Raw genomic sequence first — 26,163 nt, forward strand, 5'->3', positions numbered from 1 at the left:
GGTCCAGTCGAAGGAACCGCTGCGGACGCGGCCCCTGAGTTTCACCGTTTCGTCACAGCCGGTCCGCGCCTACAACCGACACCCCCGCACACCGGTCTAGCTGGCAGAAGACCAACAGGAATCACGCAAGGGAAAGGCCCGGCCATGGGGGACATACGCAGACGGCGCGCCGTCGCACTCGGCATCACCGCAGGACTGGTCGCACCGCTGACGCTCGCACTCGGCACCGCACCGGCACAGGCGGCCCCGAGCTGTACGACCCAGACCGGGCCGTACCAGAAGCAGGTCGAGAAGTTCCTCGGCCGGCCGGTCGACGGCAAGCAGTCCGCTGCCGACTGCAAGGCCATCCAGGCCTTCCAGACCAAGCACGGCATCACCCCGAACGCCGGCTACGCGGGTCCCGTCACCTGGGGCGTGATGGACCTCATGAACAAGCAGAAGGCCGTCGGCAAGAACCCCAACAAGGCCGGCAAATGCCCGGTCAACAAGGGTCGCATCGCCTGCGTGAACCTCACTCTCCAGCTGAGCTGGATCCAGGACGGCGACAAGCTGGTCTACGGCCCGGTACCGGTCCGCACCGGCCGTAACGGCTACGAGACCCGCACCGGCCTGAAGAAGATCTACTGGCGGAACATCGACCACGTGTCGAGCATCTACCACGTGCCCATGCCCTACAGCCAGTTCTTCGACGGCGGCCAGGCCTTCCACTCGGCCGGCGTCAGCATGTGGAACCCGCCGGGCTCGCACGGCTGCGTCAACATGACCAAGACCGACGCCAAGAAGTACTGGTCGCTGCTGAAGAAGGGCGACGACGTCTACGTGTACGGCCGCAAGCCGGGCACCTGACGCGGCACAGGCACCCGGCCCGACATCGGCCGGTGCCTACAGCTCGGGAGCGTCCCCGAAGTCGGGGATCTCCAGCCGCGCTCCACCCTGCCGCGCCGACTCGTGCGCGACGATGCCCGGCAGGGTGTAGCGGGCGGCCACCCAGGCGTTCACCGGCGGCAGCGTCCGCGTGTTGACGGCGGTCACGAAGTCGTCGACGAGGAAGTGGTGGCTGCCCTCGTGGCCGTTGTGGAGGTTGTCGAACTCCCGCGGGAGCCGCGCCCGGTCGTGCACCGGCGCCGAACCCGAGGTGAAGGCCGCGCGCAGATCTGGCGCGATGTGCTGGAGTGACGGGTCGTCAGGAGACATGGTGGGCTTGGGCTCCAGCAGCTCGCTGATGTCCTTCACCCCGTTCTTGTCCTGCCAGAACGCCACCGTCGCCAGCTGCTCCATGCTCGCCTCCGTCCCGAAGAACCGGAAACGCGACTCCCGGATGTGCGAGGGATACCCCACCCGCCGGAACTCGTTGGTACGGAACGACCCGCCGCCCGCCACCTCGAACAGCGCGGTGGCGTTGGAGACGTCGTTGCCGAACTGGCTGACGCCCTTGTCGAACACCCCGTCCCCGCGCTCGTCGACGACCCCGATCGCGGACACGCTCACCGCGTGCGTCTGCCAGGCGCCCAGCACACCGCCGATCGCATGCGTCGGATACAGCAGCGGGGGATAGCTGGCGGTCGCCTTCCAGTTGTCGCCGCCGCTGTACTGGTACGCCTCGTAGAACCCCAGGTCCATGTCGTGGACGTAGTCGCCCTCGGCGTAGAAGATCCGCCCGAACGCGCCGTCGGCGATCTGGTTGCGGGCGTGCACGGTCGCCGGGTTGTACTGGCTGGTCTCGCCCATCATGTACGTCAGCCCGGTCGCCTTGACCGCGTCGATGATCGCCGCGATCTCCTCCGTGGCGATCGCCATGGGCACCGCGGAGTACACGTGCTTGCCGGCGTTCAGCCCTTGGAGCACCAGCGGCCCGTGCGTCCAGCGCTGGGTGAAGATGGCGACCGCGTCGACCGCCGGCGACTCCAGCATCGCCTCGTACGTGGGAAAGGTGCCCGACAGGCTTTCGGCGGCCGCGAGTTGCTCGGCGCGTTCCGGCAGCAGATCGGTGACGTAGACGTCGTCGACGCCGGGATGGGCCAGGAACAGCTTGGCGAACTGGCCGGAGAACTGCCCGGCGCCGACGATGCCGAGGGAGAACGTCATGGAGTGTGTGCCTTTCACTGGCCGAGGAGGAAGTTGATCTGGTCGTTGGTCCTGGTCAGGCCGCTCACCGGGGCCCCGTTGGCGAAGACGTCCTGCATGGCCGGGCGCATCAGGGCGTACACGTCCGCCGCGTAGTCGGTGACCGGGAAGGAGAACGTCGTGGAGTGCTTCCTGTCGGTGACCGGCTCGGTGAAGGCGGACACGTCGATGCCCTTCTTCTCGTACGCGGCCACGGCCGCCCGGGTGCCGTCCGGAGTCGCCGGGAAGACGATGCCGTAGCTGCCGACGGTCTTCTGGCACTCATCGGAGGCCAGGTACTTCACCCACTTCTTCGCGCCCTCCTTGTTGCGGGCGTTCTTGGTGACCGAGTCGGCGAGGCCGTTCATCATCGTGGCCCGCTTGCCGGTCGGGCCGGTCGGCGTGGGGGCGGTGCCGACGTCGAGCCCCTTGGTGCCGTAGTACGTCGAGATCATCCAGGCGCCGTCGAAGGAGGTCGCCGCCTTGCCGGAGGCGACCTGGGCGTTGGCCGGGTTGGCGCCGTCGGTGTAGTCGGTGAACGGCGCGAGGTAGCCCTTCTTCGCCAGGCCGAAGTACCAGTCGGTCACCGACTGGAAGGTCTCGCTGTCGTACTGGTATTCGGTGCCCCAGCGCGCCTTGTCCGTGTAGTGCCAGCCCGCCGAGCCGGTGAACGGGCTCCACGTGGTCTGCCCGTCGCCGTCGCCCGCCCCGCCCGTCGCGAGGCCGTACACCTTGACGTTGTTCTTGTCGAAGCCCGGCTCGTCCCCGCGCTTGCCGTTCTTGTCCACGGTCAGGTGCGCGATCGTCTTCTCGAAGGTGCCGCCGTCCTTCGGGTTCCAGGCGAGGGTGTTGAGCTCCTCCGCGGTGAGCCCGGCCTCCTTGACCATCTTCATGTTGTAGAAGAGAGCGACGGTGTCCCAGTCCTTGGGTGCGCCGTAGCGATGGCCGTCCTGGCCCGTCCAGTTGGCGGCCAGCCCCGCCTGGTAGGCGGAGTCGTCGATGTCCAGGTCGTCCAGTGGCTCGAGCACCTTCAGATCGGCGAACTGCCCGAACTTCTGGATGTGGTCGGTGAAGACGTCCGGCTCCGTGCCCGCGATGAAGCTCGCGGTGAGCTTGGTCCAGTAGTCGGCCCAGCCCATCTGCGTGATCCTGACCTTCAGGCCCGGGTTCTCCTTCTCGAAGCCCTTCGCACAGGCCTGGTAGGCGGGCTGCTGGTTGGCGTCCCACAGCCAGTACGTCACCGTGTTCGCCCCCGATCCGGCCGCGCCGCCCTGCGCACACCCGGACACCAGGGACAAGGCCAGCGCTCCGGTGAGCGCCATGACGGTACGAGTTCGCATCCCAGTCCCCTTACTTGATGCCCGTGAAGCTGATGGTGCTGACGATGCGGCGCGCGAAGATGCCGAAGAGCACGAGCATCGGGAGAGCCGCGATGAGCGTGGCCGCCATCAGGCCGGACCAGTCGTAGCCGGTCTGCGGGGTCTGCGCCCGGAAGATGGCGAGCGCGACGGTGAGCACCCGCGAGCTGTGGCTGTAGGACACCATCAGCGGCCAGAAGTAGTCGTTCCAGGAAGTGATGTACGTCAGCACCCCGAGCGTGAGGACGGGCGTGGACGCCATCGGCAGCATCACCCGGAAGAAGATCCGGATCTTGCCGGCGCCGTCGAGCAGGGCCGCCTCCTCGACCTCCCGGGGCACGTTCATGAAGAACTGGCGGAGGAAGAACACCGCGAACGGCGTCATGAACATCGTCGGCAGGGAGATGCCCAACAGGCTGTCCACCAGGCCGAGTTGCTTGATGAGCACGAAGTTCGGCAGCAGGGTGAAGATCGTCGGTACCATCAGCCCGGCCAGGAACAGCCCGAACATCTTCTCCCGCCCGCGCCACCGCAGCCGGGCGAAGGCGTAGGCGGCCATGGCGGAGAAGAAGATCTGGCAGACGGTGATGAGCGTCGAGACGACGACCGAATTGATCAGGTAGCGCCAGAACCTGAGCCCGCCGCCGGCGCCGCCCTGGGCGATCGCCTCCTCGGTGGACTGCAGCCCCAGCGCCCGCTCGAAGCCGCCGGTCGTGAGGTCCACCGGCAGGGGGTCGCCGGGATGGGCCGCGAGCGCGGCGTTGGCGGACAGCGCGGTGCGCAGGATCCAGTAGAACGGCAGCAAGGTCACGAGCACCATCGCGGCCATCGCCGCCCAGGCCACGATCCGCCCCGGGGAGGGACGGCGCCTGAGGGGCCGTACCCGTGGCGCCTGTGTTGTCGGGGCGGTCACGGCAGCTGTGTCAGTCATGTCGGTGTCTCCCTTCCGTCAGCCGAGGTCGGTCTGGCCGGCCCGGGTGAGCCGGTACTGCAGGACGGTGATCGCGCTCAGCACGACGAGCAGGGCGACGGACATCGCCGACGCGTAGCCGAACTGGAAGCGGCCGAAGGCGGCGCCGTAGATGTAGAACTGGAGGACGTTGGTGGCGTTCGCCGGTCCGCCGTTGGTCGTCACGGCGACCGTGTCGAACACCTGGAACGAACCGATCACCGTCATGATCAGCACGACCGCCAGGACCGGCCGCAGCAGCGGCATGGTGATCCGCCAGAACATCCGCCACTCGCTCGCGCCGTCCACCTTCGCGGCCTCGTACATGTCGCTCGGGATCGCCTGGAGCCCCGCGAACAGCAGCAGCGCGGTGTAGCCGACATGCCGCCACACATTGATCAGGGCGATCATCGGGATCGCCCAGGTCTCGTCCGCGAGGAACGGGATGCGGTCGGCACCGAGTCCCGCGATGATCTCGTTGCCGATGCCCAGCTGGGTGTCCAGGATCCAGAGCCAGACGATGCCCGCGACCACGTTCGACATCAGATACGGCGTGAGCACGACCCCGCGCAGCACCGCCGACTGCGTCAGCCGCTGCAGCAGCACGGCGATGGCGAGAGCCGAGACCGTCTGCACACCGATGTTGATGGCGACGTACTCGACGGTGACCGTCAGCGAGTCCCAGAAGATGGGGTCGTGGACCATTCGCACGTAGTTGTCCAGGCCCACCCACTCCGCGGGCGTGAGCAGATTGAATCGGGTGAAGCTGAGGTAGATGCCCCGCAGCGTCGGCCAGAGCAGGAAGACCGTGAATCCCAGCAGGGCCGGTGCCAGGAACACCGCGGCGAGCCGCCCGTCCCCCCGCGTCTCGCGGGCCCCCGCCCGGTCCGTCCTCGGCTTGGGCCGTGCTTCTTCCGCGGCGCCGAGTGGCAGACGCGACGGTGGGCTGCTGGAGGCGATGGTCATCGGGAGACTCCCTTGTCCGCGCGGCTCGACCTCAGGCCACTTACTTTTGAGGCGGAAGAATCGATGCGTCAAGGGGTGTGCAGACATCTTCTACCGGCCGGGCCGGAGGGCTTAGATTGGCCTCGTTGTTTTTGTGGTGAAAGAAATCATGAAGGAAATCATGGGGAAGGGTGACCGTCATGACGGCAGTAGCGGCCAGCTGGCTTCCGCTCAGTCCCGGCGAACGCTCGGTGGCGATCGAGGTGCTCGTCGGCGGCCCGCTGTCGCGCACCGAGCTCGCCCGGCGGCTGAACCTGTCCGCCGGCAGCCTCACCCGGCTGACCAAACCGCTGATCGAGTCGGGCCTTCTGATCGAGGTCCCCGAGGCGGGCACCCCGGCCGAGGTGCGCCAGGGCCGCCCCTCCCAGCCGCTGGACGTCGTCGCCGAGTCCCGCTCCTTCATCGGCTTCAAAATTACCGAGGACATGGTCTACGGCGTCGTCACCACCCTCCGCAGCGAGATCGTCGCCCGCCACGACCGCCCCCTGACCAGCCACGACCCCGCCGAAGTCGCCGGCCTGCTGGGCGAGATGACCGACGAACTCGCCCGCACCCACCCCCGCCTCGCGGGCATCGGCATCGGCGTGGGCGGCCTCGTCCAGGACCGTGCCGTGGTGGGGGAGTCACCCTTCCTGCGCTGGCGTGACGTGCCGCTCGCCGAGCTCGTCGAGCGGCGTACGGGACTGCCGGTCGTCGTCGAGAACGACGTCGCTGCCCTCGTCGAGGCCGAGACCTGGTTCGGCGCCGGCCGCGGCCTCGACCGGTTCGTCGTCCTCACCATCGGCGCCGGCATCGGCTACGGCCTCGTCCTGGGTGGCAAGCGCGTGCCCTACGCCGAGGAGGACCGGGGATTCGGCCGCCACTGGATCGTGAACCCCAACGGCCCGCTCACTCCCGACGGCGAGCGCGGCAGCGCCGTCTCCCTGCTGACGATCCCCAACATCCGCTACCAGATCCAGGCCGCCACGGGTCAGGACCGGACGTACGAGGAGATCCTCACCCTCGCCGCCGCGGGCGACGCGATGCCCGCCCGCGTCATCGACGAGGCGGCCCGCGCCCTGGGCACCCTGGTCGCCCAGATCGCCAATTTCGCCATGCCGCAGAAGATCCTGCTCGCCGGAGAAGGGGTCGGACTGATGGACGTCGCCGAGGACGCCGTGGCGGAGACCGTCCGGGCGCACCGCCATCCGCTGGCCGCCCCGATCGACCTCGAGACCAAGGTGTCCGACTTTCACGACTGGGCGCGCGGCGCCGCCGTGCTGGCGATCCAGGTGCTGGTCCTGGGGGCGACGGAAGCGTGAATTCCGCCACCTCACCTGCGTGAACTCCTCGATCTGCGTGGACAGATGGACGTGATCAGTAACACGGTCCGAAATGTCCGGATCGCTCGTGATTACTCACAGTGCCTTCACCTCTGGAGTCGTATGCTTCACGGCATGTCCACCAGTGTTGAACCCGTTTCCGATCGATCGGCTGACGAGGTCAACGAGGAGATCCGGGCCCTGTGGCGCCGGTCGGGCGGGACACTGAGCGTCGAGCAGCGCGAGATCTACCAGCGCCTCGTCCTGGAGTGGGCCGCAGCGGCCCCGCCGCAGCCGGTGCAGGCGGCCTGACGCTCCCCGAGAGGATCACCGCCGAGCCTCGGAGACCGAAGCGGGCACCCTGACGCGAAGGGTGCCCTTTTCATTGCGCTGATCATCCCCAGGTCGCCGAGTAGTACCGCTGATAGGCCTTGCGGTCCTGCTCGGCGCGGATGTACCGCGTCGCCACCAGTGCGACCAGACTCCCCGCGATCACCAGCATCCCCGGCCCGATGTTCCTCGGATCCGCGAGCCGCGACAGCAGCGTCGACACCTGTGCACCGCCCACCGGCGCCGACGACCCCGGTGACGCCGCGCCGGGCGCGATCGCGCTCTGCGTGGCCGAGGCGGACGGCTCCGGCGACGGTGCGGCGCCCTGCTGCCCGGAGCCGTTCTGCGCCGCCACGATCAGCTTCACGTTCAGGTCGGCCAGCGCCTTCGTCACCGGCTGGAAGAACGTCGTACCACCCGACGTGCAGTCACCGCTGCCGCCCGACGTCACCCCGAGCGCGATGCCCTCGGAGAACATCGGCCCGCCGCTGTCACCCGGTTCTGCGCACACGTTCGACTCGATGAGCCCGGTGACCGTGCCCTCCGGGTAGTTGACCGTCGCGTTGACCGCGGTCACCTGGCCGTCGCGCAGCCCGCTCGTGCTGCCACTGCGGAACACCCGCTGCCCGACCGCCGGATCGGCCGCGCCCGTGATCCGCACGCCGTTCCCGTCGCCGATGGCCACCACGTCGGCACCCTGGCCCGCGTCGCCGCCCTGGTACTCCACCAGGGAGAAGTCCCCGCCGGGGAAGCTCTGCTGGACCGTCCGGCCGACCTGCTGCCGGCCCCCGTTGTCGGCGAACCACACGGACCCGTTGGGCCCGCAGTGCCCCGCCGTGAGGATGAAGTCGCGCTGCCCGTCGGTCACGTTGAAGCCCGCCGAACAGCGGCCCGCCGTCGACAGGATCGGCTGGGCGCCGTTGATGCGCGTCGTGAAGGTGCCCTCGGTGCGCTCCATACGGACAAAGCTGCCGATGCCGTCCGCGATCCGCGTCAGCCGCGTCCAGTCGGCGGCCGAGACGGTGCTGTCGGCCCGGACGACCACCTCGTTGGTCCGGTAGTCCATGAGCCACGCCGTGCCGGCCACCGTCGGCTGCGAACGCAGCGTCGACGTCGCCGACTTGAGCTCGTTCATGCTGTGCGACACCATCTGCGCCGCGGCGCCCGCCCGCCGCACCTCGGCGGCCGCGTCCTCGTCGGTGACCGCGACGACCGGCTTCCCGTCGGTGCCCATCCAGGTGCCCGCCGTACGGGAGTCACCGAGCCGGGTGACGAGACCGGAACCCATGTCGGCGGCCGACGCGGCGGTCGTCCGCGGGACGGCGGAGGCGTCCGGAGGCTCACTCGCCACAGCCCGCGTGACCATCGTTCCTCCGAGGAGGAGTCCGCCGACGGCCGCCAGCCGCGTCACTCGCCGGACGACCTGTCGTCGTGCGTGCCTCATGCATGGCTCCCGAACCAGTACAGCGCGGCGCGAACACCGCGGGGCCCTCCCGGAGTTGAGCACCCTCTCTCCATACGTGGCCCGGTCCGGTCGTGTTCACCTCACAGGTGATCGTTCTTGTGTCCCGCCCCGAGCGAGCAGTTCCCAGCTGCGTTCGTCGCCCCACACCGACGCCGGATCCACATACGGCCTCAGCAGCTCGGTGAGAGCCGGATCACCGCGCCCGTTCAGCTCGTCGGAGGCGATCTTGCGGGCGATGCCGGCCAGGAAGTCGGCCAGCTGCACCCGCGGATCGAGCCGCGCGTGCACCAGCCGCACCCCGGCCAGCCCGATCCCGGACCGCCGGGCCGTCTCCTCGAGCCAGGCGATCCGCTCCGGCGTCAGCATGTTCTGCCGGTCGTGCACCAGCAGGACCGGCCGCCCTCCCGCGCTCCAGTGGGCGGCCGTCCGCACGATGGAGGGCAGCAGCGGATTGAGCACCGGAACCAGGGTCGGCCCGGCCGTGATCCGGGCCCGGTAGGACGCGGCGCGGGCCCGGGCGGCCGCGAGCTGCTCCATCGTTCCCGCCACACTCGTACGGGACTCCGCGCGCCGCAGGGCCTGGACCGTACGGAAGAAGACGTCGACGGGCGCCTCCGGCTCACCGTCGTTCCGCACGCGCAGCAACTGGTTGGCCGCCGCCAGGAACTCCCGCCACCGCTCGTCGCCGAAGGCGCCCGGCCCCGCACGGAACAGGCCGACCGCCTCGGACCCGTCACCCAGCAGCAGATCGACGGCCCGGTCCACGACGAAGAACGCCTTCTCGGTCAGACACACATGCGCGTTCCCGTGGATCGGCCCCGCGGGCGAGAGCAGCCACTCCAGCACCGCCCGGTGCTTCTCCCGCAGCAGATGGTTCGCCTTGTACTCCTCCGCGGGCGACCGGATCCGGTCCCGTATCTCCTGCACATACCCGGCCGCCGCGGCCATCGGCAGCCGCACACTGGCATGCGCGAACACGTCCGTGTTCCCGCCGGTCAGATTCTCCCCGTCCGAGCCCGACTCGTCGCAGGCCACCTCGAGAAACCCGGCGTCCGCCACCGCCCGCACCCCGTCCTCACCGTTCCCGGTCATCGCACGGCCCCCTTATCTTGTGCCCCATGACCAGGATCCCGCACGAGACGGCCGATGAACCGAATCCCCTGCGCGCACTCACCCTCGACCGGCTCCGCAGCCGGACGAGCATGAAATGGCGCACCTACCCCGACGACGTCCTGCCGCTGTGGGTGGCCGAGATGGACGTACCGCTCGCCGAACCCGTCGTTCGCGCGCTCACCGAGGCCCTCGCCCTCGGCGACACCGGCTACCCCGCGGGCACCTCCTACGCGGAGGCCCTCGCCGACTTCGCCGACAAGCGGTGGGGCTGGGAGGGACTCGCCGTGGAGCGGACGGCGATCGTGCCCGACGTCATGCTCGGTGTCGTCGAAATGATCAAACTGGTCACCGGACCCGGCGACGCGGTCGTGGTGAACCCGCCGGTGTACCCGCCGTTCTACCAGTTCGTGGAGCACATGGACCGGCAGGTGATCGAGGCCCCGCTCGGGACGGACCTCCGCATAGACATGGGCGCACTGGAGGAGGCCTTCCGCCGGGCCGTCACGGACCGAGCGCACGCCGCCTACCTGCTGTGCAGCCCCCACAACCCGACCGGCACCGTCCACACGGCCGCTGAACTGGCCGCCGTCGCCGCCCTCGCCGACCGCCACGGCGTGCGCGTCGTCGCCGACGAGATCCACGCCCCGCTCACCGCCGGCGGCGTGGACTTCGTGCCGTACCTGAGCGTGCCGGGCGCCGAGCGCGGCCTGTCCCTGATGTCGGCGTCGAAGGCGTGGAACCTGGCCGGACTCAAGGCAGCACTGGCCGTCGCGGGCCCCGCTGCCGCCGCCGACCTGGCCCGCCTGCCCGAAGAGGTCAGCCACGGCCCCAGCCACCTCGGGATCATCGCCCACACCGCCGCCCTGCGCGACGGCACCGACTGGCTGGACGCCCTGCTGGCCGGCCTCGACGACAACCGGCGGCTGCTCGCGGACCTCCTCGCCGAGCAGCTGCCCGCCATCACCTACCGGCCGGGCGACGGCACCTACCTCGCCTGGCTCGACTGCCGCGCCCTCGGCCTCGGCGACGACCCCGCGGACGTCTTCCTGCACCGCGGCCGGGTGGCCCTGTCCTCCGGCGTGCCCTTCGGCACCGGCGGCACCGGGCACGTACGCCTGAACCTGGCCACGTCACCGGAGCTGCTCACGGAGGCGGTGCGGCGGATGGCCGCGGCACTCCACTGAGCAGGATGCCTACACTTCCGGCCATGGACGACACGTCGCTGGACCGGCTCGGGGCGGGCAAGTACCTGCTCGTCACCAGCTATCGCAAGAACGGCACCTCGGTCGCCACCCCGGTATGGGTGGTGCGTGACGGGGACGCACTGGGCGTGTGGACGGCCGCCGACTCCTGGAAGGTGAAGCGGATACGGGCGCGCGGCGATGTCCTGGTCGGCCCCTGTGACCTGCGGGGCAGGCCGACCGGCGACCAGATCCCGGCCACCGCCGAGATCTGCGACGCTGCCACCAGCGCCCGCTACCGCGGGCTGATCGCCCGCAAGTACGGCATCACGGGCCGCCTCTCGCTGCTCGGCAGCCGGCTGCGCCGGGGCGTGAACGGCACCCTCGGCATCCGGGTGACGCTCACGCCGGACAACTGACAGTGGCCGCGCGGGGCTCCTGAGAGCACCGCGCGGCCACCGCCGTCGCACCGGGCGGGCTACGACGCGTCGAGCACCGTCCCCGTCACCACCGGCGCGCCCGGCAGCGGCTCACCCTCCTGGCCGGCGAGCTGGAAGCGCACCGACTCGGCCGGCTCGGCCACCGTGTCCGCGACCGTCGGCACGGTCAGTTCCGCGCTAGTCCGCCCCGCCGGGACGGACACCCACAGGTACAGGCCGTCCACCTGGGACAGCGGCCGCTCCGGATCGGGCTGCTCACCCGAGTTCTCCTCCAGCCACTCCGGGGCGACGTCCTTCGTGGACAGCTCCGCGCCACCCGTCACGGGCAGCAGCGCGAACAGACCGTCCACGTCCACGTCGGCCGGCTCGGACAGGCTCACCCGCCACGTCAGCGGCCTGCCCTCGGTCACCCGGTCGGCGACCGGTGTCACCTCGAGGGTGGGCACCGGGTCGTCGTTCCGCACGGTCACCCCGCCCCGGTGCGCGCCGACCACGGCACCGCGGACCGCCTTCACCAACACGTCGTGCTGCAGGTCGTAGCCGTAGCGGGTGTTGCCCTCCACCCGCACCGGGACATCGACGACGTTCGCGCCGGGTCGCACTGTCACCAGCCGGTTCTTCGCCGTCCCCGTCTCCGGGTCGACGACGTACAGCCGTACCTTTCCGCTGCCGTGCCCCGACACCTGTATGGGCACCCGGTACGTCCGTACGCCAGAGTCGCCTTCCTCGACGGTCGTCCGGCCGACATCGACGCGGGGCAGCGCGGCCTCCCGCACCGCCGGGGTACCGGGGCGCCAGGCCCAGGCGTCCATCAGCCACGCCTGCCCGGACCGGGTGCGCGGAGTCAGCTCCAGGGCCTTGATACGGCGCAGGTCGAGCGCGGTGCGGCCGGCGTCCGGGAGCGGCACCCGCACCTCACGGGCCCAGTACGACGCGGTCCGGTCGCTTCCGGGCAGCCCGTCGACCTTGACCCGGCCGAGGGTCTGGCGCCGGCCCGAGATGTCGGTGAGCGACACGTCGAGCTGTGTTCCGGTGCTGTTGGGCGGGACGATGACGCGCAGCGCCAGGTTCTTGGCGCCGCCGACGTCCAGCGGCTTCGCGGGCCGGACCCGCACCGCGGATCCGGCCGAGGTCCAGCTCAGGGCCACCGCGCGACGGCCGGCCTCGGGTGCCGTCTCCCACTGGGCGAAGTGCGGTGCGGCTCCGACCGTGTCGGGGCCGAGGCAGGCGGCGGCCGGATCGGGATCCACCGCGGAGCACAGCCGGCCACCGGTCACGGTCACCGGACCGTCCGGCAGGAACCCGGCGCCGCGCCGCGCGCCCACCGCGTGGGTGAGGACCCGCGCGGGATCCGCCGACGGGGCCCGTCGGCCCGAACCGTCCAGCAGCGGGCGGACCTTGTCGTCCCCGGCGACGAACAGCCGCGCCGCCGCCGCGATGTACGTGGCGCCGGCCTTGTGCTGCTGGTCGGCGGTCAGCCGCGTCCGGGTACCCGCCGAGCAGACCCGGTCGGGGTTCTCCTCGTCCTCCCAGAAGTCGTCGAAGGCGGGCGCCTCGGCCTGCCCCGGCGTCCACTCGCTGTTGAAGTAGTTGTGGTTGGCCCCGACCACATAGACGGCGCCGTGCAGCGCGGCACCGCGACTGACGCCACGCGTGCCGTCGACGTACACCTCGCCCTGGAGGTCGGAGACGTCACCGTCGCAGCCCGGCAGGATCGTCACCGACGGGACGTCGGGGACCGGGTTCTGCCCGAACACCGTGGGACCGATGAGCACCGTGCCGCGGATCCGCCAGCGCACCGGACCGCGGTAGCCGTCCTGAGCGGCCGGCGGCGGGTACAGGCTGTCCATCGCCGCCCGGTTGACGCCCTCCCCGCCGCGCGAGTGTCCCACCAGCAGGACCCGGGACAGATCGGCCTTCGGCGCGTTCCGTACGGCCGCCGGTGCCGTGCCCGGGCGGGCGGCCCACTCGGCCCAGCGGGCCAGGTGCTGCCGTACCAGCGAGGACCGGGCCTGCGCGCCGCCGTCCTCCGCCGCCCAGTCCTGCCCGTTGATGCCGTTCGCCGAGATCGACACCGTCACATAGCCCTGGGAGGCCAGCAGCTTCTGGTCCCGCAGATAGCCCTTGTGGCTCGGCACCGGCTTGCTGCCGGCCGGGCAGGGCCACTCGCCGTCGATGTCCCCGTCCGGCTTGTAGCAGGTGAAGTGACGGCCGTGCAGGAACAGCGCGAGCGGGCGGCTGCCGGTGGCACCGGCCGGCGCCACCACGACAGCCTGCATCTCGACCGGCTCGGGGAACCCGGGCAGCCGCACCGGGGCGAGCCCGTACTCACCGGTGACGGTCCGGTACGTGCCGGGCTTGCCGGGGTCGACGGGGTTCGCCGGAAGCCGCTCCGGGACGGTCACCGCCTGGCGCGCGCCGGAGGTGTCGCCGGGCGCGTCCAACCGGCGCCCCCCGGCCCGTACTTCGAGATCCTGGGCGGAGTCCAGGCGCACCCCGTCGAGGCCGAGCCGGAACGTCCGGCCGTCCTTCGCGGGCGCCGGGATCCCCAGCAGCCGGTCCCCGGAGTAGAACTCGACCCGGGCGTCCCCCATGGGCACCCGCTCGTCGGAGCGCCACACCAGCTTCCGGGAGGATCCCTCACCGGTGATGCGCCAGTCGGGCGGCAGACCGTCGCCGTCATCGGCCGGGGACGCTAACGGCCGTACGTCGGACGCCTGTTGAGCCGAGGCCCACCCTGGCGATCCCGCCACCATCGCGAGGACCGCCAGCGCGGTGACCCCTATTCGCCGGGCACGCATCAACATGCCCCTCCTTCCGCTCGCCCCGGAACGGCACCGGGACCTCACCCCGGAGGACGGCGGGAGGGACGTGTGAGTTGCCTGTGAAGCAGCGGCAAAAGCGGGCCGGAGTATTTCACCGGCCCTGCGGGCAGCGGGAGTTGAGGCTCAGGACAGCGGGCGGCGCACCGACTGCCGGAGGACCAGCTGGGTGCCGAGCACCACATGGTCGTCGCCCGCGAGGCCCTCCGCACGGTCCAGCGCCAGACGTACGGCAGTCCGCCCGAGTTCCTCGTACGGCACCCGGACCGTGGTGAGCGCCGGAGTGAGGTCGGCGGCGAACGGCACGTCGTCGAAGCCCACCACCGACACGTCACCCGGCACGTCGAGACCGGCCTCGCGCAGCGCGGCGAGCGCGCCCAGGGCGACCATGTCGGAACCGGCGCACACCGCCGTGAACTCCAGCCCGGCCCGCAGCGCGTCACGGGTCCGCAGATAACCCGAGGTGCGCGTGTACGACCCCATGGTGTCCAGCTCCTCGACGTACTCGGCCCCGTGGGCGCGCAGCGCGTCACGGCAACCGGCGCGGCGCTGCTCCGCACTGCTGAGCCGCGCCTCGCCGCCTACCGCACCGGCGGCTCGCGCGCGGCGGCCGACTTCGTCGCCGGCGCCTTCGGCCCCGACGCCCCGCCCGGACTTCGTACCGCACACGTCCGGACCATGCTCGGCACCCCGGACCACGTGATCGCCCAGTCGTACGCCGGGATGTACACCGACCCGGACGCGGTCGGCATCCGCCCGCACAGCGAGGAGTACCTGCGCCGCCGTACCCGACCGGCGCTGACGGTATGGACGTTCGCCGAGGCGGCCGCATGGGAGCGCGGCATCCTGCACACCCCCGGCTCCCGAGTGGACCACTGGCCGGGCACCGGCCACTACCTCCACGAGGAGCACCCACGACGCACCATCCGCCTCATCGAGGACTGGACGACGGCCTGACGGGAAAGGCCACCCCGCATGAGCCGAACTCCCCTCCACCGAGCCGCCGTTGTAGGCACCGGCCACCGCGCCCAGACCTTCACCCGGGCCCTCGCGGAACGCCCCGAACACCGCGTCGCAGCCCTGTGCGACCCCAGCCCGACCCGCATGGCCTTCCACAACCGGCTGCTGACCGAGGCCGGCGAACCCACCGCCACCCAGTGGGAACCCGGCCGCTTCACCGACATGCTCGCCAAGGAGGACATCGACGAGGTCGTCGTCACCACTGTCGACGCCGCACACGACCGCTACATCGTCCCCGCGCTCCGGGCGGGCTGCCGCGTGGTCACCGAGAAACCGATGACCGTCGACGCGGACCGCTGCGCCCGCATCCTGGACACGGTCCGGGAAACCGGCAACTCGCTCACCGTCGCCTTCAACTACCGCTTCAACCCCGTCCACGAGAAGGTGCGAGAGCTGATCGCCGACGGCGCGGTCGGCGAGATCCTCTCCGTCCACTTCGAGTGGCTCCTCGACGTACGCCACGGCGCCGACTACTTCCGCCGCTGGCACCGGGAGAAGCAGCACAGCGGCGGCCTGATGGTGCACAAGTCGAGTCACCACTTCGACCTGGTCAACTGGTGGCTCGCCGACCGGCCGCAGGAGGTCTTCGGCTACGGACGGCTCGGCTTCTACGGCCGTGACGCGGGCGAACGCCACGGACTGCGCCGCGACTACACCCGCGCCCACGGAGCCGACCTGGCCGCCGACGACCCCTTCGCCCTGGACCTCGCCGCCGACGGCACCCTGCGCGCCCTCTACCTCGACGCCGAGCGGGACGACGGCTATCTGCGCGACCGCAACGTCTTCGACGGCCATGTCACCATCGAGGACGACATGGCGGTCCTGGTGCGCTACGCGAAGGGCGCGACGATGACGTACCACCTCACCGCGTACTCCCCGTGGGAGGGCTACCGGGTCATGTTCAACGGCAGTGCCGGCCGCCTGGAACTCGAGGTCGAGGAGAGCCGCTGGCAGCCGCCCCGGACCCGGATCACCTCCGACAGCGGTGCCCTGCACGGCGACACCGCCGCCGAACACGCGGGCGGCGCCTGCCTCACCCTGCGCCCGCTGTGGCAGCCGCCGCGCGACATCCCCCTCGTGACCGCCCACGAGGCCCACGGCGGGGGCGACCCCCGCATGCTCGACGCGCTCTTCGGCCCCGCCGATCCCGCCCGGCCGGCCGACACCGGTACGGCGGCCCACCGCACGGCCACCGAACGCGACGGCGCCCTCGCCCTGGCCGTGGGCCTCGCCGCCAACCGGTGCTTCGAGACGGGGCGGCCCGCGGCCGTGCGGGAACTGGTTCCCGGGGTGTGGGAGCGGTGAAGGCGGCGGATTATGCCGGATTGCGGGCCGGGTCCCGTGCCGTACTCCTGGTGACCTGCGGCTCGTCGGGGGGCGGACGGTGCCAGAGCCGGCCGGGCCACCAGAACCAGCGGCCCAGGTCGAGGGCGAGGGCGGGCACCAGGACCGTGCGGACGAGGAAGGTGTCCAGCAGGACACCGATGCCGACGAGTACGCCCATCTGCGCCATGGTGACCAGGGGCAGCCCGGCGAAGACGGCGAAGGTGGCGGCCAGGACGATGCCCGCGGAGGTGATGACGCCTCCGGTGCTGGTCAGCCCCTCCAGAACACCGCGCGCGTGGCCGAGACGGGTCGCCTCCTCCTTCACCCGGTGCATCAGGAAGATGTTGTAGTCGATGCCGAGCGCGACCAGGAACACGAAGCCCATCAGCGGGATCGACCAGTCCACACCCGCGAATCCCAGGACGTGTTCGAAGAGCAGGTTCGACGCGCCGAGGGCCGCGAAGTACGACAGCACCACGGTGGCCAGGAGCAGCAGTGGGGCGACCAGGGCCCGCAGCAGCCAGATCAGGACGGCGAACACGACCAGGAGCACGATCGGGATGACCGTGGTCAGGTCGCGGTCGGCGGCCCGCCGGGTGTCCAGCGACTCCGCGGTGGTGCCGCCGACGAGGGCGTCCATCGGATGTACGGCCGCGCGGAGGCCGTCGATCGTGTCCTTGGCCGCCTGACTGTCCGGGGTGTCCCTCAACACCACGGAGAGCGCGGTGAGTTCGCCGTCCGGAGTGCGGTCGCCGCCGTCCTCGACGCGGGCGACTCCGGCCACGGCGGAGGCCGCCGTGCGGACCTCGGCGGCGCTGCCGGTGCTGGTGACGATCTTCGCGGGGTCGGAGGAACCGGACGGATAGTGCGCCGAGATCCTCTCCTGGGCGACGACCGACTCGGGCTTGTCCTGGAACATCTCGGCCTGGGTCAGGCCCATGGAGACGCCGGCCGCGCTGAGGGCGAGGGCGCCGGTGACGGCGACCGACATCAGCCACGACCAGCGGGGGCGCAGGGCGACGGCGCCGCCGATGCGGGACCAGACGGTGCGCGGCTTGCGGGCGGGTGTGCCGTACCGCGGTACCAGGGGCCAGAAGACCCAGCGGCCCGCGATGACGAGCAGCGCCGGCAGCACCGTGACCATCGCGAGGAAGGCGCAGACGACGCCGACCGCGCCCACCAGCCCCAGCGACCGGGAGGAGTTGATGTCGGCGAAGGCCAGGCAGGCCAGGCCGACTGCGATCGTGGCGGCGGAGGCGAGGATCGCCGGGCCCGAGCGGTGCAGCGCGATCCGCAGCGCCGTGTGCCGGTCCTCGTGGCGGTGCAGCTCCTCGCGGTAGCGGGCGATGAGCAGCAGCGCGTAGTCGGTGCCGACGCCGAAGACGAGCACCATGAGCACACCCGCGCTCTGCGGGTCCACCGGCAGGCCGGCGTACTTGGCCAGCAGGTAGGTGCAGACCTGGGTGAGGACGGCCGCGAAGCCGACGGAGAGCAGGGGCAGCAGCCACAGGACGGGGCTGCGGTAGGTGAGGAGCAGCAGGACGGCCACGACCAGTCCGGTGGCGAGCAGCAGGGTCGAGTCGAGGCTGTCGAAGACCGCCACGGAGTCGGTGAGCGATCCGGCGGGGCCGCCGACCTCGATGTCCACGCCCGGCGGAGCGTTGGCGCCGGCGAGCTCGCGCAGCTCGTCGACCTTGTCGGTGATGTCGTCCTCGCTGTCCAGCGGAACGACGGTCATCAGGGCCTTGCCGTCCTCGGACGGGATCGGCTGCGAGACCTCCTCGCCGGCGGCGGCGAAGCGCTCGAAGGAGGGCCGGTCGGCGGCAGCCTTCGCGTCCGCGCCGTCGCCGGTGTAGACGACCACGGCGGGCATGACCGGGTCCGTACGGAACTTCTCCAGCTCGGTGTTGACCCGCGCGGACTCCGCGCCACGGGGCAGGAAGGCGTTGGCACTCGTGTCCTCGACGTCGCCGAGTTTTCCGGCCAGGGGGCCGAGTGCGACGGCCACGATCAACCAGGCCGCCAGCACCAGCCACTTGCCGCGCCGCCCGCCGGGCGCACGGGCGACACGCTGCAGTAGCGCACGCATGAGTAGTCTCCTTCGTGTGGAACGCGCCGCCGCCGGTCGGTGACCGGCACAAGGGCGCACGGGACCCGCACCACGGCGCAGAGGTGTGACGACCGGCCGTGGCGTACGGGATGGGTGTACCCGGGTGTGTTCTGCGTCGGTACGGCCGGGAGTTGCAGCTCCCGGCCGTACGTTCATGTCCGGCGTTACTCGATCTCGCGCATCATCTTCTCCATCGAGCCGACCGCGAGCCGGGTCTGCGTCAGCTCGTCCAGCGTCTGCCGCTGTTCCTCGGCCATGCGTCGCTGCAACTCCACTGTGTCTTCGAGGAGTTGGGCGTACTTCGTGGCGAGTTCCCGGTACTGCTCCTCGCGCGCGGCCACCATGCGGGCCCGCCAGGTTGCGGCGACCTGCCAGACGATCACGATCAGCAGGGTGAAGAGCCCGGCCGCGCCGACGGCGCCGACCAGGATCCCCCACTCGTCCTCTCCGGCGGCGAGCGTCACCAGTTGTTCATTCACTTCGCTTCCTCTTTCGCGGTCCGGTCAGCGGTCTCGGTGATCGTCATGGCTGCCCGTGCGACGACGTGGGGCGTCAACTCGTAGAAGAAGGGTGTGACTTCGAAGTACTTCATCGCCTTGCCGTCCTCCGCGAGTTCGAGCGTGCCGACGACCAGTCCGGCCGCCTCCAGGCGCTGCAGGTGCATGTGCAGCAGCGGGCGGCCCATGCCGATCTCGCGGGCCAGCGCGCTGACGTAGTTGCGGCTCTCCAGGAGCGCGGCGACGATCCGCATGCGATGCGGATTGCCGAGCGCGGAGAGCACCTTCAGCAACTCGTCGCCCGTCGGTGCCGGAGACGGGACCTCGGCCATCGCGGCCCCTTTCCGTCGTGCCTGTCAGAAAAGGCTGACAGGTATCTCGGGCACCTGTCAAAGATTCCTGACACATCTCAGGGAGATATGGGGGACACGTCAGGGTCGGTGGCGGGGGTGAACTCCTGCTCGGAACCCGTGCGTTTCGAGGTGCGGAAGGAGCGATGATTGCCTGATGCCCGACAGGCTGTCCCTGCACTCACTGCGAAGGACACGTCTGGGCGGACGTACGCCGCAAGGCGTTCTCGCGGGCCGAGGAAGCCGGTGCACAGAAGCCGGCGGACACTTACGGCGCGATCCGCTCTGCGTTGCAGGCCGTTGGTGACGGCCACAGTTCCTTCTTCGAGCCCAAGGAGGTTGGGGAGAAGCTCCAGGCGCCGCCCGCGGATTCCTTCGACGGCCTGGAAGGCCGTTCGCTGGAGAGGCGCATCGGTTACGTCTCCCTCCCCGGGGTGCAAGGGTCGGACGAGGCGTACGAACAGTACGTACGGCAAGGCCGCGAGGCGGTCGCGAACGCCGACCGGCCCCGGGCCTGTGGCGGGATGGTGGACCTGCGCCGCAACAGCGGCGGTTACATGTGGCGGCAGTCCGCGCTACGCCGGCAAGCCCTTCGACCGGGGAGACGGAGCTGGCCAACTCCCGACGCCCCGGTCGCGGTGTTGACCAGCAGGGTGACAGCCAGTTCCGGCGAGGCAGTGGCGGTCGCCTTCTGGGGGCGGCCCGACACGCGGTTCTTCGGCCGGCGAACCAGCGGCGTCCCCGTGGAAACGACGGCCATCGCCTGCCCGACGGCGCCCTGCTGGTCCTCACGGAGGTCAAGGACGCCGACCGCACCGGCCGCACCTACGACGCGCCGATCCCCCCGGCGAAGGACTGGCTGCTCGAGCAGGCCGTGTGTAAGTGAACCGGCATTTAGTTCCAGGCCCGGTACGGCTCGTCGACCAGTTGGAACACCGGCTCGCCGCGCACCGGATCCTTGGCCGTGGACAGCCGCACCCGGTCACCGCTGTGAATGCCGATCAGCGGGCCCATGACCCGGCCGCGTACGACGAACCCCTCGGCCAACTCGACGAGCGAGACATTGCGCGCGGCGGGCGTGTTGCGGTGGACCACCGTGGCATGGCGGACGGTCCCCACCCCCTGGCTGCGCTCCGTGCGCAGGTCGCTGCCCTGGCAGACCGGACACAGCAGCCGGTGGTACATCGCGGTGCCGCACCAGGTGCAGCGCTGGAACAGGATGGCCTCCGTGTCCGGGGCCACGGGATCGAGCACACCGGCCGCGGAACCGGCGGTCTGGCGAACAACGCTTCCTGAGGGGTGGTACACGCTGGTCAACTCCCTGCACTCGGCCGGAATCCCACGTGCGCGGGCGCCCCGTGCACGCACGTGCGCGGTTCGCCGTGCCACCGTGCACACCGTCAGCGTATGGCACTGAGTGCCAGGCGTAAAGGCACTGCGTTCCCTCGATGTGCCGGAACCGGATCGTGCGACCCGCCGGGCGGGTCAGTCGCGTCCGAGCGTGGTCTCGATCTCCTGCACCACCCGCCACAGAGGCGCACCGCGCCGCGACACGACGACCACCACGTCGTCGGCCGGCTCGTCACCGGCGGGATGCGGGGGAGAAGCGGCACCGAAGGCGGACTGCACATATCCCAGCGCATGGTCCACCGTGGCACTCGCGTCGCCCTGCCCGTCCGAACGCAGCCAGGAACGCAGCGCGTTGTTGTGCGCCGCGACCACGGCGGCGGCGATCACGTCGGCCTGCAGGGTGCCGTCACGCCGGACGGCGAGACGCCCGCGCAGATACTCGGCCAGCGCCCGCTCGTAGCGCCACACCACGGACAGCTCGTACGCGCGCAGCCCCGGCACCTTCTTGGTGAGGCGGTAACGCTGCACGGAGAAGGCCGGGTTCTCCGCGTACATGCGCAGCACCAGCCGGGCCGCGTCGCACACCCTGCGCACCGGTTCGTGCTCCTCGTCGCTCGCGGCGAGGAACGCCGTCATGTCGGCCAGGCAGCGCTCGTGGTCGGGGAAGACCACGTCCTCCTTGGACGGGAAGTAGCGGAAGAACGACCGCCGTCCGACACCGGCGAGCGCCACGATGTCGTCGACGGTGGTCTGCTCGTACCCCCGCTCCAGGAACAACTGGAAGGCCGCCGCGACCAGCGCCTCCCGCATCGGGGGCTTCGCGCCCGCGGTCTCCGCCGTCTCGTCACGGCGGGGTGCCGCACTGCTGGAGCTCATGGACGGGAACGTAGCACCAGAGGCACCCGGATGGCACTCAGTGCGCTGCTGAAAGGGAACTGAGTGCACCCGGTCCTGGCGCGGGCCCGTGCAGGGGACCTCGGATCCGCTGAACCCACGGGGCGGCGGCCACGTATCACTACGCGGGAATGGCGAAGCGGAACGCGGAGTGCCGACGCCCGTGAAGACGGGACGGAAGGAGAGCGGATGCCGACACGGCCCGAACCCTCACAGCCGGACGACAGCCGGGTCCTCGAACCGGTCCGCGTCCTGCGCCCCCGCCGCACCGACGCCCTCGCGGAACTGTTCAGGGAGTTCGAAGAGGACGCCCGTGGCCGGGCGGCACGGGAGTCACGCGGCTACGAGTTCCCTACCGTGTCGAGGCCGCATTCGGGGCCGGAGCCCGAGACGCAGGAGCTGCCGCCCGTCGCCACCGGCGAGCGCTACGCGTCGAGCCGCGTCCGTGACTCCGGGCGCCGACGGCGCCGTGCCGCCGTCGCGATCGCGGTGACCGCGGCCGCGCTCGGGGGCTTCGCCGCCGCGCTCCTGCTGGCCGGCGGGAAGGAGAGCGCCGAGGCCCAGGCGCCCGCCCCGTCCGCCACGGCACCGGCCGCTCCCGCCGAGCCGCCCACCGAGGCCGCCCCGACCGAGCCCGACCCCGACCCCGACGGCCCCGGCACTCTCCGCGAGGGTGACAACGGCCCCGAGGTGACCGACCTCCAGCAACGCCTGCTGCGCATCCCGAACGTCTACGAGAACGGCTCCACCGGCGGCGAGTACGACGCCCGGCTCACCGAGGCTGTGGCCCGCTTCCAGGTCTGGTACGGCATCCGGGGCGACGAGAGCGGTGTCTACGGCAACGACACCCGGCAGTCGCTGGAGTCCCGCACCAGCGGCGACTGACCGCACTCGAACGCCTGGCAACGGATGCGGAAAGTACGGGAAGTGAGGGGTCGGCGGACCTCATCATGGGCGGAGCGGCGACGCGTCCGGCGTCGCCCCGCCCGTGCCGAACCGAAAGCCCCGCCCATGAACGGCTCCCGCATCCCGGGCTTGGTGCTGCCCGCCGCCTTCCTGCTGGCCCTCGTCGTGGGCGCGTTCTGGTACTGGCGGCACCGCGACGACGACTGACGGCGACAGGTACCCGGCTCAGCGGCCGTTGGCGACCAGCGCCTGGGACACGGCCCGGACACTGCGGGCGATGTGCTGCAACTGCAGGACCTCCGCCGCGTACAGCTTGATGGTGTGCTCGATGACCGACTCCGGCATGCCGAGCCGCGGCAGGTCGGCCCGCGCCGTCTGCAGGGCGGTGCGCGCGACCCGGATCTCGTGCTGGACCTGGATCTCGGCATGGCGGGCGAGCAGCACGGGGTGGCGGATCAGGGCCGGGTAGCTGGCGTAGCGGGCCGGTACCAGCTCGCGCAGCCACTTGGCCGCCGAGCGCTCCCAGTCGTAGCTGCCGGGGGCCTTGACCTGGCACGGCCAGTCCGGGCTGATGCGCGTAGTCGTCAGAGTCATGGTCATCGCTTCCGGGGTGTGCGGCGTCGTGGGGGTGGTCCGACGGGTTGGGCGGCCCCGACCCAGGCGATGACCGGGGCCGCCATGGGCGGTCGCGCAGGCGATGCCCGACCGAACGCCCCGAGCGCCGACGCGGGTAGGAGACGGCGGCTGCGGAGGGTTCGCGCAGGAGCCCGGGAGGGCAGACGGTCCAGCGGACCGTCGGCCTTCTACGGGCGGGTGATCCTTGAGCAGTATTTATATATGCCGTCCGGTTTGCAAGAAGCATGAAAACATTCATGCGCGAAATGAGGCGAATGATGCCCTTGTGACGCCGTCTGGCCGGAGTGGTCCTGCGCCCGGGAAGTCAGTCCCGGAGGAAGAACTGGTGCTGGTCGGAGATCTGCTCGTACTCCTCCAGCCGGCCCTGGGTGCGCTCGGGATCGGCGTCGGTCATGGCCTGGAGCAGCGCGGCGGCCATCACGCCGGGCGCGGCGTAGGAGTCGAAGACCAGCCGGGAGCCGGTGCCGGTGGCGAAGACGACGTCGGCGGTGTCGGCCACCGGCCCGAGCGCCAGGTCGGTGACCAGGGCGACCCGCAGCCCGGCCGTGCGCGCGACCCGCACGGCCGTCAGGGTCTCCTGGGCGTGCCGGGGCATGGAGAACGCCAGCACCCAGGTGCCGCCGGCCTCCCGGGACTGCAGCAGCGCGTCGTAGGCGACGCTGCCGCCCAGCGTCACCACCCGCACATCGGGGTGGATACGGCGCGCCGCGTAGGCGAAGTACTCGGCGAGCGACGCGGAGATGCGCAGCCCGAGGACGGTCAGCGGGGTCGACCGCGACAGCTCGCGGCCGATGGCGATCACCTGGTCGGGGTCGGCGAAGTCGCGCCGCAGGTTCTCCAGGTTCTCGATCTCGGCGTCGACCGCCGCCTGGAGTTCGTTGCTGCCGTTCTCCTCGGTCGTCGCCGGCCCTCCGGCGAGGGTGCCGAGGGCGATCGCCTGGAGCTTCTCCCGTAGCGCGGGGTAGCCGCTGAAGCCCACGGCCGCGGCGAAACGCGTCACCGAGGGCTGACTCACGCCGACCCGCTCGGCGAGATCGGTGATCGAGAGGAACGCCGCTTCGGTGATGTGCTCGATCAGGTACTGGGCGATGCGCCGCTGCCCCGGGGACAGCCGGGGCTGGTCGAAGAGCGTCCTGAGCTGGGAGGTCGGGGATGCCTCGGCCTCCGGAACGGTCTTCCCCGAGGTGATCGCTGATGCCTGTGCGCGTGCCTGCTGCGGCGATGGCACCGGGGCGCCTCCTTTGTCTCCCACAGTGTTTCAACATAGCTCACACACCGTGGTGGCCAGGGCTTGAACGGGTACCAGGTCAGCGGCGATAGACGGTGATCGAATGGCCGACCGTGTCGACCGGACGGCTGCTGTCGATCAGTTCGGCCAGCCGCCCCGTCGCCTTGGCCACCGAGGAGTCCGACACGACCAGCAGCCCGCGCACCCGAGCGGCGGGCACCGTGCGCGGATCGGAGGACTCGATGCCGTAGTACGAGGGCACACCGCTGCCCTTGTACACGAGCCAGACCCGCTCACCCGGGTACCGTTCGCGCAGCCGGTCGGCGAGCCGTCCCAGGTCCTGGCCCCAGTCCACGTTGGAGTCGTGGAGATGCAGATGGGTCCGGGCGGGGCCGCCGAACGCCTCGTTGGAGTACGGCAGATAGTAGGGGAACGTCCGCACCGAGCTGACCGCGACCCACAGCACCAGCACCCCCGTCACGGCCGGCGCCCACCGCCACCGCACCGCGAGCACGCACCCCGCCGTCACCGCCAGGAACATCGGCACGAACACGACGTAGCGCGTCCCGAAGTCCCGCGACCCGAGCATGGCCGCGGCCGCCGGCGCAGCGGTGGAGGCGAGCAGATACGGCGCCGCGGGCCGCAGCCGCCGTACCGCCACGACCACCACGACACCTGCGGCCCACAGGGCGAGCATGCCGAGAGGCGTCTTCACCAGCAGCGCGGCCGGCAGGTAGTACCAGAGCGACCCGGTGTAGAGCCGGCCGAACAGGAAGCCCTGCCACGGGTGGTTCTCGAAGCCGAACTGGATGCGCATCCCGTCCCGGTACGCCTCCGGGAACGGCATCAGATCCACGAACAGCGCGCGCAGCCCGTGCACGACGGGCACATGCTGCTGAGGCGTCCAACGCAGCCGCGGATCGACCACCAGATACGAGACCCATACGACGGCGACGGCGGCCACGGCCACGACGCCCGCCCCCGCGGCCGCCCGCGCCAGCACCCTGCGCCGGGACTCCGAGGGCGAGCGAGCGGACCACACCGACAACGCGGCGAGCGTCAGCAGCACCGGAAGCGCCGACAGGGCGCTCATCTTCGTCGCCAGGGCCGCCCCCAGTGCCACCCCGGCGAGCGGCACGAACAGCTGCGGCCGCCGACGTGCCCGCCACAGCAGCCACACCGACGTCAGCAGGAAACCGGCCGCCGGCACGTCCAGCGTGGCCAGCGAACCGTGCGCGACGACGTCGGGGGAGAAGGAGTACAGGGCCAGCGCCGCCAAACCGGCCGCCGCACCGGCGAGTTCACGGGCGAAGGCGAACACGACAAGACCGAACAGCAGCGTCAGCACGATCACCGGAAGCCGGGCGAACAGCATCAGCCGCCACGGATCGTTCCCGGACTCGTACAGCAGATGCCGGCCAAGGCCGCCCTGGTCACCGGAGAACGAGGCGTCGTAGCGCGGATCGGCCAGCGCCACCCCGACCCCGACGACCAGTTTGCCCAGTGGCGGGTGTTCGGGGTTGTAGCGCAGGCTGCGCTCGTGCAGATAGACGGCCGCCGTGCCCACGTACACGGGCTCGTCGATGGTCGGGGTCTGCCGCACGGCGGTCGTCACCATCGCGACGGCCAGCTGCGCGAGCAGCACGAACACCAGCATCGGCACCAGCCACCGCCGGTCCGCGAGACGTGCCGAGCCCCCCACCGCCACAGGCGGCAGGGGGCGTTCGAGGACCGTGTGCCGTTCGCGTGCCATCATCCGCCCCGCGGGAACACCGTCGG

Annotated in this window: 23 protein-coding genes and 2 pseudogenes; 9 read left to right on the plus strand and 16 right to left on the minus strand. The window is 71.0% G+C overall.

Translation table 11 applies throughout. The annotated features are described in order from the left end of the window. Positions 1-144: 144 nt before the first annotated feature. Positions 145-846, plus strand: coding sequence for a L,D-transpeptidase family protein (locus tag AQJ91_RS26535; RefSeq protein WP_067026475.1), 702 nt, complete (start codon positions 145-147; stop codon positions 844-846). A 36-nt stretch (positions 847-882) separates the two neighbouring features. Here AQJ91_RS26535 and AQJ91_RS26540 read toward each other — a convergent pair whose 3' ends face one another. Genes AQJ91_RS26540 through AQJ91_RS26555 form a run of 4 tightly spaced genes read right to left on the minus strand, consistent with a single transcriptional unit; the run spans position 883 to position 5,376 of the window. Next, on the minus strand, positions 883-2,085 hold the full coding sequence (locus tag AQJ91_RS26540; RefSeq protein WP_067026477.1) for a Gfo/Idh/MocA family protein: 1,203 nt from the start codon (positions 2,083-2,085) through the stop codon (positions 883-885). Between the two features lie 14 nt (positions 2,086-2,099). Continuing rightward, positions 2,100-3,443: an ABC transporter substrate-binding protein gene (locus tag AQJ91_RS26545; protein ID WP_199848028.1), complete on the minus strand. Its 1,344-nt coding sequence runs from the start codon at positions 3,441-3,443 to the stop codon at positions 2,100-2,102. Between the two features lie 10 nt (positions 3,444-3,453). Further along, a complete protein-coding gene (locus tag AQJ91_RS26550; RefSeq protein ID WP_067026480.1) occupies positions 3,454-4,392 on the minus strand; it encodes a carbohydrate ABC transporter permease in 939 nt (312 codons plus the stop codon). 18 nt (positions 4,393-4,410) lie between these two features. Beyond that, positions 4,411-5,376, minus strand: coding sequence for a carbohydrate ABC transporter permease (locus AQJ91_RS26555; protein WP_067026482.1), 966 nt, complete (start codon positions 5,374-5,376; stop codon positions 4,411-4,413). 179 nt (positions 5,377-5,555) lie between these two features. Here AQJ91_RS26555 and AQJ91_RS26560 point away from each other — a divergent pair, with 179 nt between their 5' ends. Together AQJ91_RS26560 and AQJ91_RS26565 are read left to right on the plus strand one after the other, a co-directional pair. Beyond that, positions 5,556-6,716 carry an ROK family transcriptional regulator gene (locus AQJ91_RS26560; protein ID WP_067026570.1) on the plus strand — a complete coding sequence of 387 codons (1,161 nt, stop codon included), beginning with the start codon at positions 5,556-5,558 and terminating at the stop codon, positions 6,714-6,716. 123 nt (positions 6,717-6,839) lie between these two features. After that, positions 6,840-7,028, plus strand: a complete 189-nt coding sequence (locus AQJ91_RS26565) for a hypothetical protein (protein ID WP_067026484.1) — start codon at positions 6,840-6,842, stop codon at positions 7,026-7,028. Between the two features lie 82 nt (positions 7,029-7,110). On the opposite strand, the gene AQJ91_RS26570 is transcribed toward AQJ91_RS26565, so the two are convergent. Together AQJ91_RS26570 and AQJ91_RS26575 are read right to left on the minus strand one after the other, a co-directional pair. Then, on the minus strand, positions 7,111-8,490 hold the full coding sequence (locus tag AQJ91_RS26570) for a S1 family peptidase (protein WP_067026487.1): 1,380 nt from the start codon (positions 8,488-8,490) through the stop codon (positions 7,111-7,113). A gap of 96 nt (positions 8,491-8,586) precedes the next feature. Next, the gene (locus AQJ91_RS26575; protein ID WP_067026489.1) at positions 8,587-9,603 is read right to left on the minus strand and encodes a hypothetical protein; all 1,017 of its coding nucleotides are present in this window, start codon (positions 9,601-9,603) and stop codon (positions 8,587-8,589) included. Between the two features lie 26 nt (positions 9,604-9,629). Here AQJ91_RS26575 and AQJ91_RS26580 point away from each other — a divergent pair, with 26 nt between their 5' ends. Both AQJ91_RS26580 and AQJ91_RS26585 read left to right on the plus strand, forming a co-directional pair. Continuing rightward, the gene (locus tag AQJ91_RS26580) at positions 9,630-10,808 is read left to right on the plus strand and encodes a MalY/PatB family protein (RefSeq protein WP_067026491.1); all 1,179 of its coding nucleotides are present in this window, start codon (positions 9,630-9,632) and stop codon (positions 10,806-10,808) included. Between the two features lie 23 nt (positions 10,809-10,831). Beyond that, positions 10,832-11,224, plus strand: a complete 393-nt coding sequence (locus AQJ91_RS26585; RefSeq protein ID WP_067026494.1) for a PPOX class F420-dependent oxidoreductase — start codon at positions 10,832-10,834, stop codon at positions 11,222-11,224. Between the two features lie 59 nt (positions 11,225-11,283). On the opposite strand, the gene AQJ91_RS26590 is transcribed toward AQJ91_RS26585, so the two are convergent. Both AQJ91_RS26590 and AQJ91_RS26595 read right to left on the minus strand, forming a co-directional pair. Then, positions 11,284-14,049 (minus strand): dienelactone hydrolase family protein, encoded by a 2,766-nt coding sequence (locus AQJ91_RS26590; protein WP_067026572.1) that lies wholly within the window; start codon positions 14,047-14,049, stop codon positions 11,284-11,286. A gap of 144 nt (positions 14,050-14,193) precedes the next feature. After that, positions 14,194-14,634: pseudogene (locus AQJ91_RS26595) on the minus strand (substrate-binding domain-containing protein); the annotation flags it as partial. Between AQJ91_RS26595 and AQJ91_RS26600 the strand changes: the two are divergent. Both AQJ91_RS26600 and AQJ91_RS26605 read left to right on the plus strand, forming a co-directional pair. Further along, positions 14,581-15,024 carry an alpha/beta fold hydrolase gene (locus tag AQJ91_RS26600; RefSeq protein ID WP_234382945.1) on the plus strand — a complete coding sequence of 148 codons (444 nt, stop codon included), beginning with the start codon at positions 14,581-14,583 and terminating at the stop codon, positions 15,022-15,024. The pseudogene AQJ91_RS26595 and the gene AQJ91_RS26600 sit on opposite strands and share 54 nt — an antisense overlap. A gap of 18 nt (positions 15,025-15,042) precedes the next feature. After that, positions 15,043-16,392, plus strand: a complete 1,350-nt coding sequence (locus AQJ91_RS26605) for a Gfo/Idh/MocA family protein (RefSeq protein ID WP_067026497.1) — start codon at positions 15,043-15,045, stop codon at positions 16,390-16,392. Between the two features lie 10 nt (positions 16,393-16,402). Here the strand turns inward: AQJ91_RS26605 and AQJ91_RS26610 are convergent, their stop codons facing one another. From AQJ91_RS26610 to AQJ91_RS26620, 3 genes are all read right to left on the minus strand, one after another. Beyond that, positions 16,403-18,502: an MMPL family transporter gene (locus AQJ91_RS26610; protein WP_067026499.1), complete on the minus strand. Its 2,100-nt coding sequence runs from the start codon at positions 18,500-18,502 to the stop codon at positions 16,403-16,405. Positions 18,503-18,687: 185 nt separating this feature from the next. Beyond that, positions 18,688-19,002, minus strand: coding sequence for a hypothetical protein (locus AQJ91_RS26615; RefSeq protein WP_067026501.1), 315 nt, complete (start codon positions 19,000-19,002; stop codon positions 18,688-18,690). Beyond that, positions 18,999-19,352 (minus strand): ArsR/SmtB family transcription factor, encoded by a 354-nt coding sequence (locus tag AQJ91_RS26620; RefSeq protein WP_067026503.1) that lies wholly within the window; start codon positions 19,350-19,352, stop codon positions 18,999-19,001. Before AQJ91_RS26620 ends, AQJ91_RS26615 begins: the two co-directional genes overlap by 4 nt. Before the next feature lie 452 nt (positions 19,353-19,804). Here AQJ91_RS26620 and AQJ91_RS56000 point away from each other — a divergent pair. Continuing rightward, positions 19,805-20,056 (plus strand): annotated as a pseudogene (locus tag AQJ91_RS56000) (S41 family peptidase); the annotation flags it as partial. Positions 20,057-20,264: 208 nt separating this feature from the next. Here AQJ91_RS56000 and AQJ91_RS26630 read toward each other — a convergent pair. Both AQJ91_RS26630 and AQJ91_RS26635 read right to left on the minus strand, forming a co-directional pair. Beyond that, positions 20,265-20,678, minus strand: coding sequence for a Zn-ribbon domain-containing OB-fold protein (locus AQJ91_RS26630; protein ID WP_067026507.1), 414 nt, complete (start codon positions 20,676-20,678; stop codon positions 20,265-20,267). A gap of 177 nt (positions 20,679-20,855) precedes the next feature. Beyond that, the gene (locus AQJ91_RS26635; protein ID WP_067026510.1) at positions 20,856-21,596 is read right to left on the minus strand and encodes a TetR family transcriptional regulator; all 741 of its coding nucleotides are present in this window, start codon (positions 21,594-21,596) and stop codon (positions 20,856-20,858) included. A 207-nt stretch (positions 21,597-21,803) separates the two neighbouring features. Between AQJ91_RS26635 and AQJ91_RS26640 the strand changes: the two genes are divergently transcribed. After that, positions 21,804-22,499: a peptidoglycan-binding domain-containing protein gene (locus tag AQJ91_RS26640; RefSeq protein WP_067026512.1), complete on the plus strand. Its 696-nt coding sequence runs from the start codon at positions 21,804-21,806 to the stop codon at positions 22,497-22,499. A gap of 246 nt (positions 22,500-22,745) precedes the next feature. Here AQJ91_RS26640 and AQJ91_RS26645 read toward each other — a convergent pair whose 3' ends face one another. The 3 genes from AQJ91_RS26645 to AQJ91_RS26655 all read right to left on the minus strand — a co-directional run bounded on the left by AQJ91_RS26645 (position 22,746) and on the right by AQJ91_RS26655 (position 26,140). Then, positions 22,746-23,120 carry a hypothetical protein gene (locus AQJ91_RS26645; protein ID WP_067026514.1) on the minus strand — a complete coding sequence of 125 codons (375 nt, stop codon included), beginning with the start codon at positions 23,118-23,120 and terminating at the stop codon, positions 22,746-22,748. 340 nt (positions 23,121-23,460) lie between these two features. After that, complete coding sequence (locus tag AQJ91_RS26650) at positions 23,461-24,384, minus strand: MurR/RpiR family transcriptional regulator (protein WP_067026516.1); 924 nt, start codon at positions 24,382-24,384, stop codon at positions 23,461-23,463. A gap of 79 nt (positions 24,385-24,463) precedes the next feature. Further along, the gene (locus AQJ91_RS26655; RefSeq protein WP_067026519.1) at positions 24,464-26,140 is read right to left on the minus strand and encodes a phospholipid carrier-dependent glycosyltransferase; all 1,677 of its coding nucleotides are present in this window, start codon (positions 26,138-26,140) and stop codon (positions 24,464-24,466) included. Positions 26,141-26,163: the final 23 nt, after the last annotated feature.

Origin of the sequence: Streptomyces dysideae, from assembly GCF_001514305.1 — a bacterium.
Classification (GTDB): Bacteria; Actinomycetota; Actinomycetes; order Streptomycetales; family Streptomycetaceae; genus Streptomyces; species Streptomyces dysideae.

Coding starts and splice junctions, on each gene's coding strand:
- AQJ91_RS26535 (WP_067026475.1), top strand. CDS start 145: ATGGGGGACATACGCAGACGGCGCGCCGTCGCACTCGGCATCACCGCA.
- AQJ91_RS26540 (WP_067026477.1), bottom strand. CDS start 2,085: ATGACGTTCTCCCTCGGCATCGTCGGCGCCGGGCAGTTCTCCGGCCAG.
- AQJ91_RS26545 (WP_199848028.1), bottom strand. CDS start 3,443: ATGCGAACTCGTACCGTCATGGCGCTCACCGGAGCGCTGGCCTTGTCC.
- AQJ91_RS26550 (WP_067026480.1), bottom strand. CDS start 4,392: ATGACTGACACAGCTGCCGTGACCGCCCCGACAACACAGGCGCCACGG.
- AQJ91_RS26555 (WP_067026482.1), bottom strand. CDS start 5,376: ATGACCATCGCCTCCAGCAGCCCACCGTCGCGTCTGCCACTCGGCGCC.
- AQJ91_RS26560 (WP_067026570.1), top strand. CDS start 5,556: ATGACGGCAGTAGCGGCCAGCTGGCTTCCGCTCAGTCCCGGCGAACGC.
- AQJ91_RS26565 (WP_067026484.1), top strand. CDS start 6,840: ATGCTTCACGGCATGTCCACCAGTGTTGAACCCGTTTCCGATCGATCG.
- AQJ91_RS26570 (WP_067026487.1), bottom strand. CDS start 8,490: ATGAGGCACGCACGACGACAGGTCGTCCGGCGAGTGACGCGGCTGGCG.
- AQJ91_RS26575 (WP_067026489.1), bottom strand. CDS start 9,603: ATGACCGGGAACGGTGAGGACGGGGTGCGGGCGGTGGCGGACGCCGGG.
- AQJ91_RS26580 (WP_067026491.1), top strand. CDS start 9,630: ATGACCAGGATCCCGCACGAGACGGCCGATGAACCGAATCCCCTGCGC.
- AQJ91_RS26585 (WP_067026494.1), top strand. CDS start 10,832: ATGGACGACACGTCGCTGGACCGGCTCGGGGCGGGCAAGTACCTGCTC.
- AQJ91_RS26605 (WP_067026497.1), top strand. CDS start 15,043: ATGAGCCGAACTCCCCTCCACCGAGCCGCCGTTGTAGGCACCGGCCAC.
- AQJ91_RS26610 (WP_067026499.1), bottom strand. CDS start 18,502: ATGCGTGCGCTACTGCAGCGTGTCGCCCGTGCGCCCGGCGGGCGGCGC.
- AQJ91_RS26620 (WP_067026503.1), bottom strand. CDS start 19,352: ATGGCCGAGGTCCCGTCTCCGGCACCGACGGGCGACGAGTTGCTGAAG.
- AQJ91_RS26635 (WP_067026510.1), bottom strand. CDS start 21,596: ATGAGCTCCAGCAGTGCGGCACCCCGCCGTGACGAGACGGCGGAGACC.
- AQJ91_RS26640 (WP_067026512.1), top strand. CDS start 21,804: ATGCCGACACGGCCCGAACCCTCACAGCCGGACGACAGCCGGGTCCTC.
- AQJ91_RS26645 (WP_067026514.1), bottom strand. CDS start 23,120: ATGACCATGACTCTGACGACTACGCGCATCAGCCCGGACTGGCCGTGC.
- AQJ91_RS26655 (WP_067026519.1), bottom strand. CDS start 26,140: ATGATGGCACGCGAACGGCACACGGTCCTCGAACGCCCCCTGCCGCCT.